16 protein-coding genes are annotated in these 18,788 nt (G+C 74.2%); 6 read left to right on the top strand and 10 right to left on the bottom strand.

Annotated elements, in window-relative coordinates:
* Nucleotides 1–70: 70 nt before the first annotated feature.
* Nucleotides 71–1,165, top strand: a complete 1,095-nt coding sequence (locus ACIQGV_RS07925) for a chemotaxis protein (RefSeq protein ID WP_402492049.1) — start codon at nucleotides 71–73, stop codon at nucleotides 1,163–1,165.
* A 250-nt stretch (nucleotides 1,166–1,415) separates the two neighbouring features.
* On the top strand, nucleotides 1,416–2,429 hold the full coding sequence (locus ACIQGV_RS07920) for a Gfo/Idh/MocA family protein (protein WP_402492046.1): 1,014 nt from the start codon (nucleotides 1,416–1,418) through the stop codon (nucleotides 2,427–2,429).
* Nucleotides 2,430–2,462: 33 nt separating this feature from the next.
* Here ACIQGV_RS07920 and ACIQGV_RS07915 read toward each other — a convergent pair whose 3' ends face one another.
* Nucleotides 2,463–2,888, bottom strand: a complete 426-nt coding sequence (locus tag ACIQGV_RS07915; RefSeq protein WP_402492044.1) for an SsgA family sporulation/cell division regulator — start codon at nucleotides 2,886–2,888, stop codon at nucleotides 2,463–2,465.
* A 393-nt stretch (nucleotides 2,889–3,281) separates the two neighbouring features.
* On the opposite strand from ACIQGV_RS07915, the gene ACIQGV_RS07910 reads away from it, so the two are divergent.
* Nucleotides 3,282–4,706, top strand: a complete 1,425-nt coding sequence (locus tag ACIQGV_RS07910; RefSeq protein WP_402492041.1) for a PP2C family protein-serine/threonine phosphatase — start codon at nucleotides 3,282–3,284, stop codon at nucleotides 4,704–4,706.
* Between the two features lie 121 nt (nucleotides 4,707–4,827).
* Here the strand turns inward: ACIQGV_RS07910 and ACIQGV_RS07905 are convergent, their stop codons facing one another.
* On the bottom strand, nucleotides 4,828–6,321 hold the full coding sequence (locus ACIQGV_RS07905) for a hypothetical protein (RefSeq protein ID WP_402492039.1): 1,494 nt from the start codon (nucleotides 6,319–6,321) through the stop codon (nucleotides 4,828–4,830).
* A gap of 231 nt (nucleotides 6,322–6,552) precedes the next feature.
* Between ACIQGV_RS07905 and ACIQGV_RS07900 the strand changes: the two genes are divergently transcribed.
* On the top strand, nucleotides 6,553–7,731 hold the full coding sequence (locus ACIQGV_RS07900) for an aminoglycoside phosphotransferase family protein (protein ID WP_402492037.1): 1,179 nt from the start codon (nucleotides 6,553–6,555) through the stop codon (nucleotides 7,729–7,731).
* Between the two features lie 297 nt (nucleotides 7,732–8,028).
* A complete protein-coding gene (locus ACIQGV_RS07895) occupies nucleotides 8,029–9,984 on the top strand; it encodes an N-acetylmuramoyl-L-alanine amidase (RefSeq protein WP_402492034.1) in 1,956 nt (651 codons plus the stop codon).
* Nucleotides 9,985–10,036: 52 nt separating this feature from the next.
* Here the strand turns inward: ACIQGV_RS07895 and ACIQGV_RS07890 are convergent, their stop codons facing one another.
* The 8 genes from ACIQGV_RS07890 to ACIQGV_RS07855 all read right to left on the bottom strand — a co-directional run bounded on the left by ACIQGV_RS07890 (nucleotide 10,037) and on the right by ACIQGV_RS07855 (nucleotide 16,634).
* The gene (locus ACIQGV_RS07890) at nucleotides 10,037–10,534 is read right to left on the bottom strand and encodes a hypothetical protein (RefSeq protein WP_402492033.1); all 498 of its coding nucleotides are present in this window, start codon (nucleotides 10,532–10,534) and stop codon (nucleotides 10,037–10,039) included.
* A gap of 107 nt (nucleotides 10,535–10,641) precedes the next feature.
* Nucleotides 10,642–11,214 carry a CGNR zinc finger domain-containing protein gene (locus ACIQGV_RS07885; RefSeq protein ID WP_402492030.1) on the bottom strand — a complete coding sequence of 191 codons (573 nt, stop codon included), beginning with the start codon at nucleotides 11,212–11,214 and terminating at the stop codon, nucleotides 10,642–10,644.
* Between the two features lie 21 nt (nucleotides 11,215–11,235).
* Entirely contained in the window at nucleotides 11,236–12,159 is a 924-nt protein-coding gene (locus tag ACIQGV_RS07880) for a universal stress protein (RefSeq protein ID WP_402492027.1), read from the bottom strand.
* 160 nt (nucleotides 12,160–12,319) lie between these two features.
* Entirely contained in the window at nucleotides 12,320–12,562 is a 243-nt protein-coding gene (locus tag ACIQGV_RS07875; protein ID WP_402492025.1) for a DUF397 domain-containing protein, read from the bottom strand.
* A gap of 84 nt (nucleotides 12,563–12,646) precedes the next feature.
* Entirely contained in the window at nucleotides 12,647–13,813 is a 1,167-nt protein-coding gene (locus ACIQGV_RS07870) for a thiolase domain-containing protein (protein WP_402492022.1), read from the bottom strand.
* Nucleotides 13,810–14,859: a thiolase domain-containing protein gene (locus ACIQGV_RS07865; protein WP_402492019.1), complete on the bottom strand. Its 1,050-nt coding sequence runs from the start codon at nucleotides 14,857–14,859 to the stop codon at nucleotides 13,810–13,812. The genes ACIQGV_RS07870 and ACIQGV_RS07865 overlap by 4 nt, the downstream gene beginning before the upstream one ends.
* A complete protein-coding gene (locus tag ACIQGV_RS07860) occupies nucleotides 14,856–15,797 on the bottom strand; it encodes a Zn-ribbon domain-containing OB-fold protein (RefSeq protein WP_402492017.1) in 942 nt (313 codons plus the stop codon). The genes ACIQGV_RS07865 and ACIQGV_RS07860 overlap by 4 nt, the downstream gene beginning before the upstream one ends.
* Nucleotides 15,798–15,833: 36 nt before the next feature.
* The gene (locus ACIQGV_RS07855) at nucleotides 15,834–16,634 is read right to left on the bottom strand and encodes a crotonase/enoyl-CoA hydratase family protein (RefSeq protein WP_402492015.1); all 801 of its coding nucleotides are present in this window, start codon (nucleotides 16,632–16,634) and stop codon (nucleotides 15,834–15,836) included.
* A gap of 165 nt (nucleotides 16,635–16,799) precedes the next feature.
* Here ACIQGV_RS07855 and ACIQGV_RS07850 point away from each other — a divergent pair, with 165 nt between their 5' ends.
* The gene (locus ACIQGV_RS07850) at nucleotides 16,800–18,626 is read left to right on the top strand and encodes an acyl-CoA synthetase (protein ID WP_402492013.1); all 1,827 of its coding nucleotides are present in this window, start codon (nucleotides 16,800–16,802) and stop codon (nucleotides 18,624–18,626) included.
* Nucleotides 18,627–18,788: the final 162 nt, after the last annotated feature.

Here is an 18,788-nt window from a genome sequence, read left to right as displayed (position 1 = left end):
CGAACAGCCATGGCGACAAAGCCCTATTGCCCCGAATGCCCGATAAGCGGATTGGACCTATGGTGCTGTCATGGAGCACGCACTCACCCCCACGATCCTCAGCGAACTGCGGCGCCCGCGCCCCTATCCCGCGGTCTCGGTGCTCACCCCGACGCATCGCCGTGAGCCCGAGAACGCCCAGGACCCGGTCCGGCTGCGCAACGTGGTGGCCGAGGCCAAGCGACAGCTGGAGGCCGATCCCGCGGTCACCCGGGAGCGCCGCAACGACGTGGTGACCCATCTCGACCGGGCCCTCGCCGAGGTCGACCTCGCACACGCCGAGGACGGCCTGGTGATCTTCGCGGCCCCCGGTGAGCACCAGGTGTGGTCGCTCGCCCGGGAGGTGCCCGAACGCGTGGTGCTCTCGGACACCTTCCTCACCCGCAACCTGGTCTCCGCACAGGCCGCCGACCAGCCCTTCTGGGCCATGTCGGTCGCCGCCGACCGCGTCACCCTGTGGAACGGCGGGGCGGACCGGGTCACCGAGGAGCACTCCGGCGGCTTCCCCCTCACCCAGGAGGCGATGAACTTCGACCCCGAGCGCCGCGAGCGCATCGGCGACAACCCGAGCACCTTCCGCGACGAGGGCACCCGGCGCTTCCTGCGCGACGCGGACACCGCCCTCGGCGCGATCCTGCGCGCCTCCCCGCGCCCGGTCTACGTCACCGGCGAACCGGCCGCGCTGTCCGCGCTGGACGAGATGGGCCTGCACACCAGGGACGCCGTCCAGGTGCCGCGCGGCGGCCTGGCGCACGCCGGTGCGGAGGCGGTCTGGCAGGCACTGCACCCGGTCGTCGAGGAGCAGGCCAAGCGGGGCGCCGACCGGGTCGCCGGGGAGTTGGAATCGGCCCGCGGGCGCAGGGAGTTCGCGGCCGGGGTCGACGAGCTCTGGCAGAACGCGCGGGAGGCCCGCGTGCGTCTGCTCGCGGTCGAGGAGAACTACCGGATCACCGTGCGCGACGACGGCGACCACCTGGTCCCGGCGACGAGCGGCGACCTGGACGCCCGCGAGGACATCGTCGACGAGATCGTCGAGCAGTGCCTGGAGACCGGCGCCGAGGTCCGCTTCGTCCCGGACGGCACCCTCGGCGAGGCCGGCGGCATCGCCGGCGTGCTGCGTTACTGAGGATCCCCTCGGCACCGCCCCCCGGCGGGGCGGGGGGGGGGGGGCCGCCGCCCCCCCCCCCCCGGCCCCCCGGGGGGGGGGCGGCGCGGGGGGGGGGGGGGGGTGGGGGGGGGGGTGGGGGGGGGGGGGGTGGTGGTGGGGGTTTACGCCGCCCCCCCGCCCCCCCCCCCCGGGGGGCCCGCGGGGGGCCGCCCCCCCCCCCCCGCGCCTCGCCCCGGGGGGCCGGCCCGCCCGACGAGGGAGTGCGTACGTGAGTGACCTGCTGGGCGTGGCGGTGCTGGGTGCCGGACACATGGGAGCCGATCACATACGCCGTCTGGACCGGGTGGTGAGCGGGGCGAGGGTCGCCGCGGTGGCCGACCCGGACACCGACCGAGCGCAGCGGGCGCTGGCCGGGATCGCCGGGGCGGGCGTGCACGGCGACGTGGAGGCCGCGCTGGACGCGCCCGGTGTCGCGGCGGTGCTGATCGCCTCGCCCGGTCCCGCGCACGAGGAGGCCCTGCTGGCCGCGTTCGCGCGCGGGCTGCCGGTGCTGTGCGAGAAGCCGATGGTGCCCGGCTCCGAGGGCGCCCTGCGGGTGGTCGAGGCGGAGGCCCGGCTCGGCCGGCGGCTCACCCAGATCGGGTTCATGCGGCGCTACGACGCCGAGTACCGGCGGCTGAAGGCGACGCTGGACGAGGGACGGCTGGGCCGGCCGCTGATGCTGCACTGCGTGCACCGCAACGTCTCCTCCCCACCGGACTTCAACTCCGCCATGCTGATCGACAGCTCGGTCTCGCACGAGATCGACGCGGCGCGCTGGCTGCTGGGCCAGGAGCTCACCGCGGTGACCGTGCTGCGCCCGCGCCCCTGCGGCCGGGCCCCCGAAGGGCTCCAGGACCCGCAGTTCGCGCTGTTCGAGACGGACGGCGGGGCCCTGGTGGACGTGGAGGTGTTCGTCAACTGCGGGTTCGGCTACCAGGTGCGCTGCGAGGCCGTGTGCGAGGAGGGCAGCGCACGCATCGGCGAGGACCGCGGCATGCTCGTCACCTCGGCGGGCGCCGCCCGCGAGGAGGTGGCGCAGGACTATCTCGTACGGTTCGCCGACGCCTACGACCGTGAGGTGCAGGCATGGGTGGACGCCACCCGGCAGGGCCGCGTCACCGGCCCCAGCGCCTGGGACGGCTACGCGGCGTCCGTGGTCGCCGAGGCGGGGGTGCGGGCCCAGGAGAGCGGCACCCGGGTGCCCGTCGAACTCGCCCCGCGCCCGGCCCTGTACGCCTGACCCGGCCGCCGGCCGGGCCGGGACCCGGTCGGCTCACACGCCGTCGAACAGCGCGCTCAGCCCGCGGTCGACGGCCTCGCCGACGTCCTCCCGGCCCGCGCCGACGACGGCGTAGGTGCGCAGCAGGAAGCGGTGCAGGGCGGCGGTGTCGAACTGGAGCAGGGCGAGGCCGTAGGGCGAGTGGAACTCCAGCACCGTACGCGCCCGGCCGCACGGCCACAGATGCACGTCCCCGCTCCCGGCCGGACCCTCCAGGCCCTCCGCCAGCAGCGCCCGCGCGAAGGTCCAGGTGACGCCCTGGTCCTCCAGCGAGACCTCGGGCGGGAAGTCGATGTGCACCGCGAGCGGATCCTGCGAGAGGTACCGGAGCGTGGCGGGCACCGGCAGTTCCTGTTCCTCGGCGGTGATCAGCCGGGCGCGGGCGGGCTGCTGGAGCGTGACGTGGATCTGCGAGTCCATGCGGGGTCCCCCTGTGGTCGTACGGTCGGCCGGTCTTTCCGGCATGTCAGTACGACCCCGTGAAGGGCCTTCTCATTACAGCGAGACCCGAAAGAATTGATGTGACCTGCATCACGCTCGACAGCATCAGAACAAAAAGCCGTCGAACAGGAGGATGAAACAGGCGCCCGAGGTCCGGGACTGCGTCAACTCACGTACGGTTTCTACGACTTGCCCGAGGCGGGAGGTAGGCGAAAGACGTGCCGCGACCCCTCCGTGAAGACCCTGGCATATGCCAGAAGCACCACCGTATCGTGTGTTGCCAAATCCCTTACAGCGCGTCGCGGGCTGTGCCACAGTCGTAGCGGTCCCAGCGACAGTCCTGGTCGTCCGTCCCTTTCTCCGGAGTGCGTCATGCCGCCCCATCTCTCCGCGGACCGCCCCGCCGCCCAGCCACCGGGACGCGGCTCCGTCGACGCCCTGATCTCGCAGACGCGGCGGCTCAGGGGCGACGTGGACGCGGTGCGCCGGGACGTTCCGGGCGACGGGGCGGACCCCGAGGACCGCTGGCAGCGCGCACTGTGCGATCTCGCCGTGCACCACCTCGACGACCTCGACGAGCACCTGGCGCAACTGCGCGACGGCCCCGCCGACGCCGTCCCTCCGGCACCGCCCGCGCCGGAGGCGTCCGCGCCCCGCCGCGAGTCCCTGCTGAGCCGGGTCGGCAGCGCCGAGTGGAACCTCCTGACGGACGAGGCCAGTTGGTCCGGGGAGCTGTACGAGATCCTCGGCCGCGACCCCGCCGGCGCCCCGCTGACCCTCGACGAACTGCCCTCCCTGGTACTGGACGAGGACCGGCCGCGCCTGACGGCGATGGTCACCGACTGCCTCGTCGACGCCCGGCGCATCGACGGCGAGTTCCGGGTCGTACGACCGGACGGCGAGACCCGGACCGTCCACATGATGGGCGAGCCCGTGCTCGACGGCGACGGCGGCACCGCCTCGATGTGGGCCGTCCTGCGGGACGTCAGCGCCCTGCGCCGCAGCCAGCGGGCCGTGAGCGAGAGCCACGACTCCCTCCAGAGCCACCGGCACCGTGCGCAGACCGAGCACCGGCTCGCGGTCGAGCTGCAGGAGGCCGTGCTGCCCCCCTGGCACGGCTCCCTGCGGCTCCCCCGGCAGGGCCCGGCCGCCCTGGACCTGGCGGCACGCCGGCTCCCTCCCCCCTCGCCCGCGCTGATCGGCGGCGGCTGGTACGACGCGCTGGAACTGCCCGACGGCGAGACGCTGCTGAGCGTCGGCGACCTCACCGGCCACGGCGTCGCCGCCACCTCGGGCATGGCGATGCTGCTCGGCGCGCTGCGCGGCATGGCCGTGACCGGCACCCGGCCCGGCCCGCTGCTGTCCTGGCTGAACCAACTGCTGGACGCCACCGTCCAGCCCGCCCTCGGCAGCGCCGTGTGCTGCCGCTACCGGCCCGGCACCCGGACGCTGGTGTGGGCGCGGGCCGGTCACCCCGCCCCCCTGCTGTACCGCGGCGGGACGGGGCGCAGACTCGACGCCCCGCAGGGTGTCCTGCTCGGCGCGACGACGGGCGCCGCCTACGGCGAGACCGAGGTGACACTCGAAGCAGGCGACGTCCTGCTGCTGCACACCGGCGGGCTGGTGCCCGGCGACGACGAAGCGGCCTCCGAGCGGCGCCTCCTCGGCCTGGCCCCGCGTCTGCACGCGGCCGCCACGGCGCAGGACTGCCTGCGCACGGTCGTGGAGGAGTGCGGCGAGGGAGCGCGCCAGGACGAGGCATGCGTGCTCGTCGCCAAGGTCGTCGCACAGCCGTGAGGCCCTCGCGCCACGAGCGTCGCGAGGCCGTACGGCACACCCGGAAGGACACACGGCCGGCCGAAGGACCGGCACACCGCCGAAGGACCGTTCACCGGCCGAGGGCAGGCGCCCCTCGGCCTCACGCCGGTGCGGTGCTGCCTCCCTTGCCCTTGGTCCTGGGCAGGGCCAGCCGGATCTCCTCCCGCAGGACGTTGATCTTCGGATACTCGGCGTACTCGGCGGTGAGCCGGTACATCTGGCGCAGCCGGTCCCAGGTGCGGCGCGAGGAGTTGGAGCCCATCGACATCAGGGCCAGCCGGGCGTAGCGGTCCGCCTGCTCCGGGTCGTCGGCGATGAAACAGGCCGAGGCCATGGAGAGATGGTCGAAGATCTTCGACCGCTCACGGCCGTCGATCCGCAGGGCGAGCGCCTTCTCCGCGTAGTGCTGGGCGTGCGCGGCCGCGCTCGGGTCGAACTCGGCCAGCGTGCGGTAGGCGAGCGCCTGCATGCCGTACAGGTCCTCGTCCTTGAAGGTCTGCATCCAGTCCGGTGTCTCCACCTCGCCCTTCTCGGAGACGAAGAGGTCCTCCGCCCGGCCGAGGGTGCGGCGCATCGCCTGGCCCTTGCCCATCGACGCCTGCGCCCATGCCTCGATGGTGGCGAACATCGCCTGGGTCCGCGGCAGCACACGGTCGCCGGAGCCGGACTGGGCGAGCTTCATCAGGTCCAGGGCGTCGTCGGGCCGGCCCAGGTGCACCATCTGGCGGGCCGCCCGGGAGAGCGCCTCGCCGGCCCGGGGCCGGTCACCGCCCTCGCGTGCGGCATGGGCGGCGATGACGAAGTACTTCTGGGCCGTGGGCTCCAGGCCGACGTCGTGCGACATCCAGCCCGCGAGGACGGCCAGGTTGGCGGCGACGCCCCACAGGCGCCGCTGGAGGTGAGGAGGGTGACGGTAGGCGAGCATGCCGCCCACCTCGTTGAGCTGGCCCACGACCGCCTTGCGCTGGAGCCCGCCACCGCGGGCGGCGTCCCAGGCCCGGAACACCTCCACCGAGCGCTCCAGTTCCTCGATCTCCTGCGACCCGATGGGGGCGGCCTCGTAGCGGTCGAACCCGGCGGGGTCGGCGTGCAGGGGATTGTCGAGGACAGGGGCGTCGGCGCTGAGGGCCGGATCGGCGTGCAGCCAGTCGTACATGGCACTGCTGAGTGCGGATCCCGCGGCGAGCGCGGCGCCCGCGCCCACCAAGCCGCGTCGGTTGAGCATGAGGTCCATTCCCGTGAATTCGGTGAGGACCGCGGCTGTCCGCTCGGGCGCCCACGGCACACCGTCGGGATGCTCCTGGATCCCGCCGCCCTGCCGTTTCCCCGCACGCCCGTGCCGGACCAGACCGAGGTCCTCGATGGTCACGACACGGCCGAGACGCTCGGTGAACAGAGCCGCCAGCACCCGCGGAACGGGGTCGCGCGGGATCTCTCCCGTGTCGATCCACCTCCGCACCCGCGAGGTGTCGGTCGACAGCTGCGGATGGCCCATGGCCGCCGCCTGCCGGTTGACCAGCCTCGCGAGCTCTCCCTTGGACCAGCCGGCCAGGCCGAACAGGTCCGAAAGTCGGGTGTTGGGTTGTCCGCTCACGTCAAGCCCCCAGGTTCTCGGCTGAGTTGACCGTAGCCCGAAGAGAGTTGCCGGGCGACTATTCGCCAGGGTTCGCCAGGGTGCGCCAGATGGTGTGCCACGGGCCGCCGGGTGTCAGGTAGGAACGCGCCACCCCGACCCGGTCGCCGGGGGACATTCCCCAGGATGATCCCCGGCGGCCGGGGAGGGCAGCGCGTTGTCGTAGGGCTCACGAAGGGATCTGTATCGCCCATGTACGCAGCATCGTCCTCCGTGTCCGCCCCGCCCCGGTCGCTGCGCCCGCGCCCCCCGGTGCCCGGTGCCGCCCGTGTGGGGGAAGCCCCCCTGCCGGGCAGCGGCCCCTATCTCGCCCCCGCGCGACCGGCCGCTCCCGTGCTCGGCGCGGGCCGGACCCGGCGCGGCGCGGGCCTCGGCAACCAACCGCTCAGCGGGAGACTCGACTTGTCCGGCCCCCAGGGCACCCAGCTGCGTGCGGCGATCGCCGCGGTGCACCGGATCTGCCCGGAGTTCACTCCGGTGCAGGTGCTGCGCCGCAGCGGCCGCTCCGTGCTCCTGGTCGGGACGACCGGGCGCAGCACCGCCGTCGCCAAGTGTTTACTGGACCACTCCCCCGGCTGGGCGGAGCGGATCCGGCACGAAATAGCCGCATACCGCTCGTTCGTCCGGCACCGTCCGCCTGTGCGGGCGCCCCGGCTGATCGCGGCGGACCCGGAGAACTGCACGCTCGTGGTGGAGCGGATGCCCGGACGGCCGGCGGCCCTCCAGCGCCACCCCGTCGAGGCCCCGCCGCGCGCCGACATCCGGGCGGCGCTGGGTGCGATCTGCCGGCTCAACGCCTGGCGGCCGCCCGCGGGCACCTTCGACGCCCCCGTGGACTACGCGGCCCGTATCTCGCGCTACCACGAGCTGGGGCTGCTCACCGACCGGGACCTGGGCGACCTGCAGAAGCTGCTGCACGGCATCGCGGCGAGCGCGGGACGCCAGGGCATGGGCCAGTTCTGCCACGGCGACGCGCTGCTGAACAACGTGCTGCTGTCCCCGGCCGGTCCGGTGCTGGTCGACTGGGAGCACGCGGGCTGGTACCTGCCGGGCTACGACCTCGCGACGCTGTGGTCGGTGCTCGGTGACGCGCCGGCGGCCCGGCGGCAGATCAGCCAGATCGCGCAGACGGCGGGCCCCGCCTCACGCGACGCCTTCCTGGTGAACCTGATGCTCGTCCTCACCCGGGAGATCCGTACCTACGAGACGGCCGTGCAGCGTTCGATGCACGATCCGGCCCCGGCGGCACCGGGCACGGCCCACCCGGGTGCTGCGCCGTCCGGCGAGGAACAGCGGCTGCTGCTCAGGCGGCTGCACGACGACTGCCAGATGGCCCGCCGGGCCGTCCGTGCGGCGGTCGGCACTCGCTGACGGGGACGGCGGTCCGTGGTGCGCCCGTGACGGGGCAGGCGCACCACGGACTTCGCTGTGCGCGGGGCCGTGCCGGACACGGCGTCGCGCGGCGAAGGCGGACACGCCCGGGTCACAGGTGTACGCCACTGACACCCCGCAGGCCCGTCGGCCGCCGCCGCGAAACTCCCACAACCCCGCGCTGACATGGGAAATCACCCTCCTGCGGGCATGATTGACGGATCGTCGGGGAGCCGGTACCACTGACACGCCCGGCCCCGCACGGCTCATCGCGCCCGACCGTCACAGGAGGCTGCTTTGCGACGACCCGTCATCCGTTCCCGTAGAACCGCCGGCGCCGTGGCGTCGGCGGCGCTGCTGCTGCCGCTGCTGGGCGCGGCCCCGCCCGGGGCGGTGGCCGAGGGGGGCCCGGCGGACCGGCTCCAGCTGGCGTTCGCCTCGGCCGCGGCCGAGTACCGGGTGCCGCAGAGCGTGCTGCTGGCCGTGTCGTATCTCCAGTCCCGCTGGGACGCGCACGCCGGGGCACCGAGTGTGACCGGCGGCTACGGCCCGATGCACCTCACCGACGCCCGTACCGCCCTGGCCCGGGCGCCGCACCACAGCGAGGGCGCCGAGGACGCCCGCGGCGACGACGCGCGCGGGCCGCTGCTGCCGGTCGTCGCGCCGCCGCGGCCCGCGCGGCTCCCGGCCCGGCTCCGGACGCTTCCCGCGGCGGCGGAGCTGACCGGGCTGAGCCCCGAGGCGCTGCGGACCGACCCGGCGGCGAACGTGGCGGGCGGCGCCGCGCTGCTGGCGGACGCCCAGAAGGAGCTGGGCGAGCCGCTGAGCGCCGACCCGGCGGACTGGTACGGGGCCGTGGCCCGTTTCTCGGGCGCCGACGACAGGGCGACCGCGTCGACGTACGCCGACGACGTGTTCGCGGTGCTGCGCACCGGCGCGCGGCGTCTCACCGACGCCGGCCAGCGGGTCGCCCTGACGGCCGCCCCGCACCTGGTGCCGGACACGGCCGCGCTGGCCCGCGCCGGTCTGCGGCCCGCGTCCGCCGCGGGCACGGAGTGCCCGGCGACGGTGTCCTGCGAGTGGATCCCGGCGCCCTACGAGGAGTTCGGGGACGACGACTACGGCAACCACGACCTCGCGGACCGGCCGGCCTCGCAGCCGATCCGGTACATCGTCGTGCACGACACCGAGGGCGGCTGGGAGGGTGTCCTGGACCTGGTGCAGGACCCGACGTACGTGTCCTGGCAGTACTCGCTGCGTTCCACGGACGGCCACATCGCCCAGCACGTGAAGGCGAAGGACGTGGCCTGGCACGCGGGCAACTGGTATGTCAACGCGGGGTCGATCGGCCTGGAGCACGAGGGTTTCCTGGCCTCGCCCGACGCCTGGTACACGGAGGCGATGTACCGTGCCTCGGCCCGGCTGGTGCGCCATCTTGCGAAGCGGTACGGCATCCCGCTGGACCGGCAGCACATCCTCGGCCACGACACGGTGCCCGGCCCGACCTCCTCGGCGGTCCGGGGCATGCACACCGACCCGGGCCCGTACTGGGACTGGGCGCACTACTTCCGGTTGCTGGGCCGCCCGCTGGAGCCGACCGCGGGCCCCGAGGGCGGGCTGGTGACGATCCGGCCCGACTACGCGGCGCACCGGCCGGTGTTCACGGGGTGCGCGAGCCGGACGGAGCCGTGCCCGGTGCACGGGTCGAGCGCGGTGCGGCTGCACTCCGGGCCCGGTGCGTCGTACCCGCTGATCAAGGACATCGGGCTGCGGCCGGACGGGTCGCCGTCGACGACCGACGTCAACGATCTCGGGTCGCGGGTGTCGACCGGACAGCAGTTCGCGGTGGCGGACCGCCGGGGCGACTGGACGGCGATCTGGTACCTGGGCCAGAAGGCATGGTTCGAGAACCCGGCCGGGAAGCCGACGGCCGTGCACGCCAAGGGCCAGGTGGTGACCCCGAGGGACGGCCGGGCGAGTGTGCCGGTCTACGGGCGTGCCTATCCGGAGGCGGGCGCCTACCCGGCCGGGGTCCCGGCGCAGGCCGTGTCCCCGCTGCCGTACGAGCTGCTCGCGGGGCAGAAGTACGTGACGGGCGGGAAGGTGCCGGGCGAGTACTACTACGCGGTCACCTTCGACACCGCGAACCACCGTGCGGTGACCGGCGAGGACCTCTACTACGAGATCCAGTTCGGCCACCGGGTGGCGTTCGTGCGGGCCGCCGATGTGCGGGTGGCCCAGTCGGGGTCCTGACAGGGACGGGCCGGGCCGCCGTGACGGCGGCCCGGCCTGGCCCCTCGCGGGCTCAGCCCTGCTGGAACAGTTCCGCGGGCAGCGGCTTCAGCAGTGCGTACAGGTCGTCGGTGATGGGCCGGTCCCAGGCGGCGATGGTCACCAGGACGTTGTCGCTGCGGTCGAACTGGACGCAGGAGATGCGGCTCTCGGAGAGCTTGAGGCGGCGCACGATGAGCAGGTTGTCGCCCTGCATGACCGGCATGTCCTCGACACCGACGACCGTGACCTCCTCGTCGTTCTCCAGCGCGAGCAGGAGCTGGCCCACCTCGAAGGGGATCTGGTCCTCGGCGGTCTCGCGGGCCGGGGAGCCCTCGGGCAGATTGCCGATGATCATCGCGGGGCCGCGGCCGCCGAACAGGTCGTAGCGCAGGAACACGCCCTGGCAGGTGCCGTCGGGGGCGGGCAGCAGCCCGGCGCCGAGGTTTCCGGGCCAGTCGCCCGGGTCCATGGCCAGTACGTCGAAATCGGGGCCGGCGGGAGTGGCGCTGCGGCGACGGAGGAACGACATGTCGCCATGGTACGGCGTGCCGTGCGACGGCGCGGCCGAGGGACGGTGCGGGACCGGGGCGCCGCACCGGGCGCGGTCGCCCGCGCGGCTGCGCGCGCCCCTCGGGGTCAGACGCCCTTGTGCCGTTCGTGGTGGCGGGCCACCCTCGCCCGGTTGCCGCAGGACGGCTTGCACCATTCCTGGCGGGGGTGGTCCTTGAGGAAGTAGCGCACGCAGCGGGGGGCGTGGCAGGCGCGGAGCCGGTCCCGGTCGGGGCCCGCCAGGAAGGTCACGGCCGACCGGGCGAGCACGGACGGGAGCTCGTCCTCGCCCCGGGCCGGGCGCCGGTGCGCGACCGGGCCGCCCGCGTCGGGCCAGTCCAGGACGGGGACGGTGGGCACCCGGGCGGCCGCCGCGTTGAGGCGGGCCACGGCCTCCTCCACGGGGAGCAGCCGGCCCGCGTCGGCGCGGCTCGGCTCGCCCGGCACGGAGCGGGCGAACAGGGCGCGCACGGCGGCGCGCAGATCCCGTACGGCGGCGAGGGCGGCGGTGTCCGCGGTGTAGCCGGGCGGGGCGAGGCCGGGGCGGGCGCGGACCCAGGCGGTCAGTCCGGCGGGGTCGGTCAGATCGTCGGCCACGCCCCCGTCGCCGTCGTGGCGGACGGTGAGGGCGAGGTCCAGGGTGAGCTGCGCGTCCTGCATGAGCTAATGATAGACGGATCCTCACCCATTAGAGCTGCCGGTGGGGCCGTCCTCCGGGGCCGGCGGCACCACCGCGACGGGGCTCGCCGCGTGCGACAGGACGGCCTGGGTGACGGAGCCCAGCATGCGGGGGCGGACTAGCAAGCGTCTGCGGTGGCGGCCCACCACGGTCAGCTCGGCGCCCGGCGAGGCGGCGACGAGCGCGCCGGCCGCGTCGCCGGGAACCGCGACCACTTCGGCGGGCACCTGCGGACGGCGGGCGCGGACCGGGGCGACGATCTCCTCGGCGAGACGGCGGGTGTCGGTCTCGACGGCCGTCCGGTCGATCATGACCATGGCCATCTCGCCGGTCATCGCCCAGTCCCGGATCGGCCACGGGTAGGCGGCGATCACCTGGACGCGGGCGCCGCGCAGGGTGGCCTCGGTGAAGGCGAGGCCGAGCGCGCCCTCGTCGGGGCTGTCGACCTTCAGGCCGACGACCACGCGCGGCCCGGGCTCCTGCGGCAGGGCGTCGGCGACCTCCCGGCCGGGTCGCGGCACCACGACGACCGGGCAGTCCGCGTCACGGGCCGCGGCAAGGCCGTTGGAGCCCAGCAGCAGGCTGGCGAAGCCACCCCGGCCGCGGGAGCCGAGCACCAACAGCTGGGCCTCGGAGCCCAGTTCGGGCAGCAGAGCACTCGGGGCGCCGTCCAGCGCGGCATAGTGCGCGTCGATCCCGTCGGCGCGTTCGGTGAGCCGGTCGCGCGCCTGGGCGAGCACCGGGTCGTCCTCGGGCGGCGGGGGCAGCACGACGGGCGCGCCGGGCTGGGTCCAGGCCGTGTCGTGCCGTACGTGGACCACCGTGACCGGCGCCTCGCGGCGCCGTGCGGTGTCCAGGGCCCAGTCCAGAGCGCGCAGGCTGTCGTCAGAACCGTCGACCGCCGCGATGACCGGCAGGGTGCTCATGGCGTTCCTCACCTTGGGAGTGCGACCTTCCGCTTGCAGGGGCCAGCCTGTCGCAGGCTTCGGCCCCCGGGGCGGGTGCGCGGTCGCGTGTCCGGTAAAGCAGGTGGAAACACCCCCGGTTCGGCTGGTCCTGCGACGGCCGGGACCGGGTCGGCAGGCCCTAGGTCAGGTCGAACTCCCCCTCGCGCGCTCCCGAGACGAACGCGCCCCACTCGGCGGGTGTGAAGATCAGGGAAGGGCTCTCGGGCCGGCCGCTGTTGCGCATGGCGATGAAACCTTCGACGAAGGCGATCTGGACATCCCCCCGGCCTCGGCTGCTGGACTGCCACTCGGCGTTGCTGAGGTCCAGCTCCGGCTTGTCCCAGCCCGCGAGCGGCTGCTGCTGGATGGTGCTCTCGGCCACGTCCGTGCTCCTCCCGGTTCGCGTCGTCCGCGGCCAGCCTAGCGATCGTCCCGGGCCCCCGACAGGCCACGTGAGGGGGACGTCTCACGACTGCGGGGGCTCGGCGCCCACCAGCCACATGGAGAAGAACTGGGCTCCGCCGCCGTAGGCGTGCCCGAGCACCCGGCGGGCCCTCTCCAGCTGGTGCTCCCCGGCCCGGCCGCGCACCTGGAGCGCGGCCTCCGCGAAGCGGATCATGCCGGAGGCCCCGATGGGGTTGGTGGAGAGCACCCCGCCCGACATGTCGACGGGCAGATCCCCGTCCAGCTCGGTCACCCCGGACTCCGTGAGCTTCCAGCCCTCGCCCTCGGCTGCGAAGCCGAGGTTCTCCAGCCACATCGGCTCGTACCAGGAGAACGGCACGTACATCTCGACACCGTCGATCTCCCGCCGCGGGTCGGTGATCCCGGCCTGCCGGTAGACGTCGGCCGCGCAGTCCCGGCCCGCCCGCGGGGAGACGAAGTCCTTGCCCGCGAAGAGGGTCGGCTCGCTGCGCATGGCGCCGCCCAGCATCCAGGCGGGCCGGCCGGGCGCCCGGGCCGCGCCCGCCCGGCCGGTGAGCACCATCGCGCAGGCGCCGTCGGAGGACGGACAGGTCTCGGAGTAGCGGATCGGGTCCCACAGCATGGGCGACGCCTGGACCTTCTCCAGGGTGATGTCGTGCTCGTGGAGATGGGCACAGGGGTTCTTCAGCGCGTTGCGCCGGTTCTTGTACGCCACCAGCGAGCCGATCGTGTCGGGTGCGCCGCTGCGCCGGATGTACGCGCGGACGTGCGGGGCGAAGAAGCCGCCCGCGCCGGCCAGCAGCGGCTGCTGGAAGGGGACCGGCAGGGACAGGCCCCACATGGCGTTCGACTCGGACTGCTTCTCGTAGGCGAGGGTGAGGACGGTGCCGTGGACGCGCGCGGCGACGAGGTTCGCGGCGACCAGCGCGGTGGATCCGCCGACCGAGCCGGCCGTGTGGACCCGCAGCAGGGGCTTGCCGACCGCGCCGAGGGCGTCGGCCAGGTACAGCTCGGGCATCATCACGCCCTCGAAGAAGTCGGGGGCCTTGCCGATGACGACGGCGTCGATGTCCGCCCAGTCCAGCTCGGCGTCGTCCAGGGCCCGCCGGGCGGCCTCGCGGACGAGCCCGGCGATGGACACGTCCCGGCGGGCGGCGACGTGCCGGGTCTGGCCGACGCCGACGACGGCCACGGGCTCCTTGCTCATCGCGGATCCCCTTCGAGTACGGCGACCAGGTTCTGCTGGAGACAGGGACCGGAGGTGGCGTGCGCGAGGGCCCGGCCGGACTCGCCCCGGTGGATGCGTGCGGCGGCCTCGCCGATGCGGATCAGGCCGGCGGCCATCATCGGGTTGGCGGCGAGGGCCCCTCCGGACAGGTTCACCCGCACGCTGTCGTCGAGCCGCAGCGCCTTGCGCAGCACGACCTCCTGCGCGGTGAAGGGCGCGTGCAGTTCGGCGGTGTCGACGGGCCTGTCGAAGGCACCGGCCTTCTCGGCGGCGAGCCGGGTGGAGGGCGAGTCGGTCAGGTCGCGCACGCCGAGGGAGTGGGCCTCGACCCGGTGGTCGACGCCTCTGATCCAGGCGGGCCGGTCGCACAGTTCGCGGGCCCGCTCCCCCGCCGCGAGGACCACCGCGGCGGCGCCGTCGCCGACCGGCGGGCAGTCCCCGGTGCGCAGGGGCCGTACGACGTACTCGCCGTGCGGGACGGAACCCCGCAGCTGGGCATGGGGGTTGAGGACCGCGGCCCGTCTGCTGCGGGCGCCGATCGCGGCGAGGGCGCTCTCGTCGGTGTCGCCCGCGTCGATCAGCGCCTGTGCCTGGAGGGCGGCGAGGGCGACGGAGTCGGGCCACAGCGGGGCCAGGTAGTACGGGTCGAGCTGGCGGGTGAGGACGTCCCGCAGGGAGCCGGGCGAGGACTTGCCGTAGGAGTACACCAGGGCGGTGTCGGCGTCGCCGCTCAGCAGCTTGGCCCATGCCTCGTACAGGGCCCAGGCGCCGTCCGTCTCGACGTGCGACTCGGACAGGGGCGGCCAGGCGCCGACGCCGTCCAGGGCGAGGGTGAAGGAGAACGCGCGGCCCGCGAGGTAGTCGCAGGAGCCGGAGCAGGTGAAGCCGATGTCGGCGCTCCTGAGGCCGGTCCGCTCCAGCACCTCGTGCAGCACCGGCATCAGCATCTCGACCTCGGAGAGATCGTCGGTGGTGCGCCGGTGGTCGCTCTGCGCGAAGGCGACGACGGCGATCTCCCGGGTCACAGCAGCTCCTTGTACGTCTCGTAGTCCGCGTCGGGTTCGCCGGTCGGCCGGTAGTGGTCGGGGTGGCGGACGCCCTCGGTCCACACGGGCTCCACCCGCAGTCCCATGCGCACCTGGTCGTAGGGGATGCCCCCGATCCGTCCGTGCAGGGCGAGGTCGGCGCCGTCGAGGGCGATGTGGGCGTAGACGTAGGGCACGTCGATGTCGAGGTTCTTCGCCTTGATGTTCACCACGCAGAAGGTGGTGACCGTGCCGCGCGGTCCGCACTCGACGCGTTCCGTCGTGGCGACGCCGCAGGTGGGACAGGCGCCGCGGGGCGGGACGTAGACCTTGCGGCAGGACGGGCAGCGCTCGCCCGTCGTACGCCGCTCCGCGAGGGCGTGGAGGTGGGCGGACTGGGCCCGGCCGGGCGTGCAGGTGTAGTCGAGGCGGGCGGGCGCGACGATGCCGGTGACCGGGTCGGCGAACGCGCCGCTGCGGCCCTGCGGCCGGGCCGGGCCGCCGTCGTACGGCTCGAAGCAGGCGATGTCCGTGACGGCGCCGGTGCGCCGCCCGGCCCAGCGGATCCGGACCCTCATGCCGGTGCGGACGGCGTCCGGGCCGGGCGCGTCCAGGGCGTGCAGCAGCGCGGTGTCGGCGCCGTCGAGACGGACCAGGACCCAGGCGAAGGGGGTGTCGAGGGGCTGGCCGCGGCGCGGGGCGTGGTTCCAGGCCCAGGTGGTGACGGTGCCGGTGGGGGCGACCTCGACGAGCTCGCGGATCTCCTCGGCGGTGACGGGGTCGTACTCGACGGGCGGGACGAGGGTGCGGCCGTCGCCGGTGCGCACGCCCAGCACGACGCGTTCGCGCAGTCCGGTGAGGAAGGCGCTCTGCACGGGGCCGAGCGAGCGGGTGAAGGGGAACTCGACGACCAGGGGGGCTTTGAGCACTTCGGGCACGGGGGCTCCTCGGGCGCGGGGGTGAGGCGGGGTTCCTCAGGCGCGTCGGTAGACGGGCGGCCGCTTCTCCGCGAAGGCGCGGGCGCCCTCCCGGGCGTCGGCGGTGCCGAACACCGGCCATCCGCGCTTGAGTTCGGCGGCGAGGCCGTCGGTCTCGGTCATGTCCGCGGTCTCGTACACGGACGCCTTGACAGCCTCCACGGCCAGCGGGCCGCAGGCGTTGATCCGTTCGGCGATCTCCAGCGCCCGCTCCAGCGCGGTGCCGTCGGGCACGACATGGCCGACCAGGCCGATGTCCGCGGCCTCGCGGGCGCTGTAGGGGCGGCCGGTGAGCAGCATCTCCAGGGCGTGGGTGCGCGGGATCTGGCGTTGCAGCCGGACCGTGGAGCCGCCGATGGGGAACAGGCCGCGGCGCACCTCGTACAGCCCGAAGACGGCGGACTCTCCGGCGACACGGATGTCCGTGCCCTGGAGGATCTCGGTGCCGCCCGCGACGCACGGCCCCTCCACGGCGGCGACGACCGGCTTGCGCGGGCGGTGGTGGCGCAGCATCGCCTTCCAGTGCAGGTCGGGGTCCGCCGCGAGGCGCTCGTGGTGCTCCTGTCCGGCCATGCCGTCGCCTGCGAGTGCCTTGAGGTCCATGCCGGCGCAGAAGGCGCCGCCCGCGCCGGTCAGCACGATCGAGCGGACGCCGTCGTCCTCGTCGGCCTCGGTCCAGCCGTCGTGGAGGCCGACCAGCATCGGGACGGAGAGCGCGTTCCTGGCCTCCGGCCGGTTCAGCGTGAGCACGAGTGTGGCGCCCTCGCGCCGCACGGTGAGGTGTTCCGTACCGCCCATGTCCGTCTCCCCTCTGCCGTGACGAGAACAGGTTGCAGGAGGGGCGCGGACAGGACAAGGGTTTTCTGACAGGTAGTCAGATTTCTGCCGCGAGAGCCCTTCCCCCTTGTGCGCGCCTTTGCTCTGATGACCGGCAACCGAGGCGGGACGGGGTCAGGAGGAGCGGTGGAGTACAACCTTGCCGACCTGTTCGAGTCGGTCGTCGACGTGGTGCCGGACCGCGAGGCGCTGGTGTACGTCGACCACCCCGGCAGCGGCGCCGAGCGCCGGCTGACGTACGCGGAGCTGGACGCGGCCGCCGACCGGATCGGCCGTCATCTGCTGGACAGCGGCGTCCGCCCCGGCGAGCATCTCGGCCTGCACCTGTACAACGGGGTCGAGTACCTCCAGACCCTGCTGGGCTGCCTCAAGGCGCGGATCGTGCCGGTGAACGTCAACTACCGCTATGTCGCCGACGAGCTGGCGTACCTGTACCGGGACGCCGATCTGGCGGCGGTGGTGTTCGACGCGGAGTTCGGCGAGCGGGTGGCGCAGGCGCTGCCGCGGGCGCCGGGGATCCGGCATCTGATCGAGGTGGGGCCGGGATCGGGGGCCGTGGACGCGCTGGCCTTCTCCGAGGCGGAGGCGGCCGGTGCGGCCGGACTCGGCACGGCGGCCGGGCACGGAGGGTCTTCGGGGCTCCGCGGATCCGGCGGGCCCGGCGGGCCTGACGGGCCTGACGGGCCTGACGGGCCTGACGGGCCCGGTCGATCCGGTGAGACGGCCGGGTCCGGGTCCGGGTCCGGGTCCGGGTCCGGGTCCGGGTCCGGCGAGGGTGGCGCGTCCGGTCGATCCGGTCGATCCGGTCGATCCGGTGGGCGCGGGTTCCCTGCGCGGTCGGGTGACGACCAGTTCATCATCTACACCGGCGGCACGACCGGCATGCCCAAGGGGGTGATGTGGCGCCAGGAGGACCTGTTCTTCGCCGGACTGGGCGGCGGGGCGCCGACCGGGGAACCGGTGCGCAGGCCGCAGGAGCTGGCCGAGCGGGTGGCGGCCGGCGGTTCCGGGATCACCTTCTTCCCCACTCCCCCGCTGATGCACGGCACCTCCACCCTGACCGCGTTCATCGGCTTCGGCTTCGGCCAGCGGGTCGTGCTGCACCGCAGGTTCGTGCCCGCGGAGGTGCTGCGCACCATCGAGCGGGAGCGGGTCACCAGTGTGTCCCTGGTCGGCGACGCGATGCTGCGGCCGCTGATCGACGCGCTGTCCGGGCCGCTGAAGGGCACGGACTGCTCGTCGCTGTTCAGCGTGTCCTCCTCCGGGGCGATCATGTCGGAGACGGTCAGGCGGCAGTTCCTGGAGCTGGTCCCGCACGTCCTGCTCCTGAACAACTTCGGCTCCTCCGAGTCCGGCTTCAACGGCACCGCGACCCCCGACTCAGGACCCCGGCGCGGCTTCCGCATCCGGGTCAACTCCCGTACCCGGGTCGTCGATCCGGCCACGCGCGAGCCGGTGGCGCCGGGCGAGCCGGGGCGCATCGCCCAGTGCGGGCACGTCCCTCTCGGCTACTACAACGACCCGGCGAAGACGGCGGAGACCTTCTTCGAGCGGGACGGCCGGCGCTGGGTGCTCCTCGGCGACATGGCCACCGTCGACGAGGAGGGCGTGGTCACCGTCCTCGGCCGGGGCTCGCAGTGCATCAACACCGGCGGCGAGAAGGTGTACCCGGAGGAGGTCGAGCAGGCGCTCAAGTCCCACCCCGACGTGTACGACGCGCTCGTGGCCGGGGCGCCCGACGCCACCTGGGGCAGCCGTGTGGCGGCCGTCGTACAGGTGCGCGAGGGAGCGGCGCCGCCGTCCCTGGAGGAGATCCAGCACCACTGCCGCACCCGGCTGGCCGGCTACAAGGTGCCGCGGCAGCTGGTGATCACCCCGGCCGTCCGGCGCTCCCCGAGCGGAAAGGCGGACTACCGCTGGGCCCACGAGGTGGTGGCGGCCGCGCAGGAGTGAGAGGTGCGCGGGGCCGGGCCGCGACCGTCCCGGCGGGCAAAACGCCGGGCCGGACCCGTACGAGCGGGTGAAATGCGGTGCCGTGGGGTTGAACCCCGGGGGACGGGCGGACGTACTGGTGGGGACAGGCCCGGCGACGGGCCCGCTTCGCCCTGCCCGCAC

It is taken from the genome of Streptomyces sp. NPDC093094 (genome assembly GCF_044754345.1).
Lineage (GTDB): Bacteria > Actinomycetota > Actinomycetes > Streptomycetales > Streptomycetaceae > Streptomyces.
Note: the sequence above shows the minus strand (reverse complement) of the source record. Positions and strands in the feature narration are given on the sequence as shown.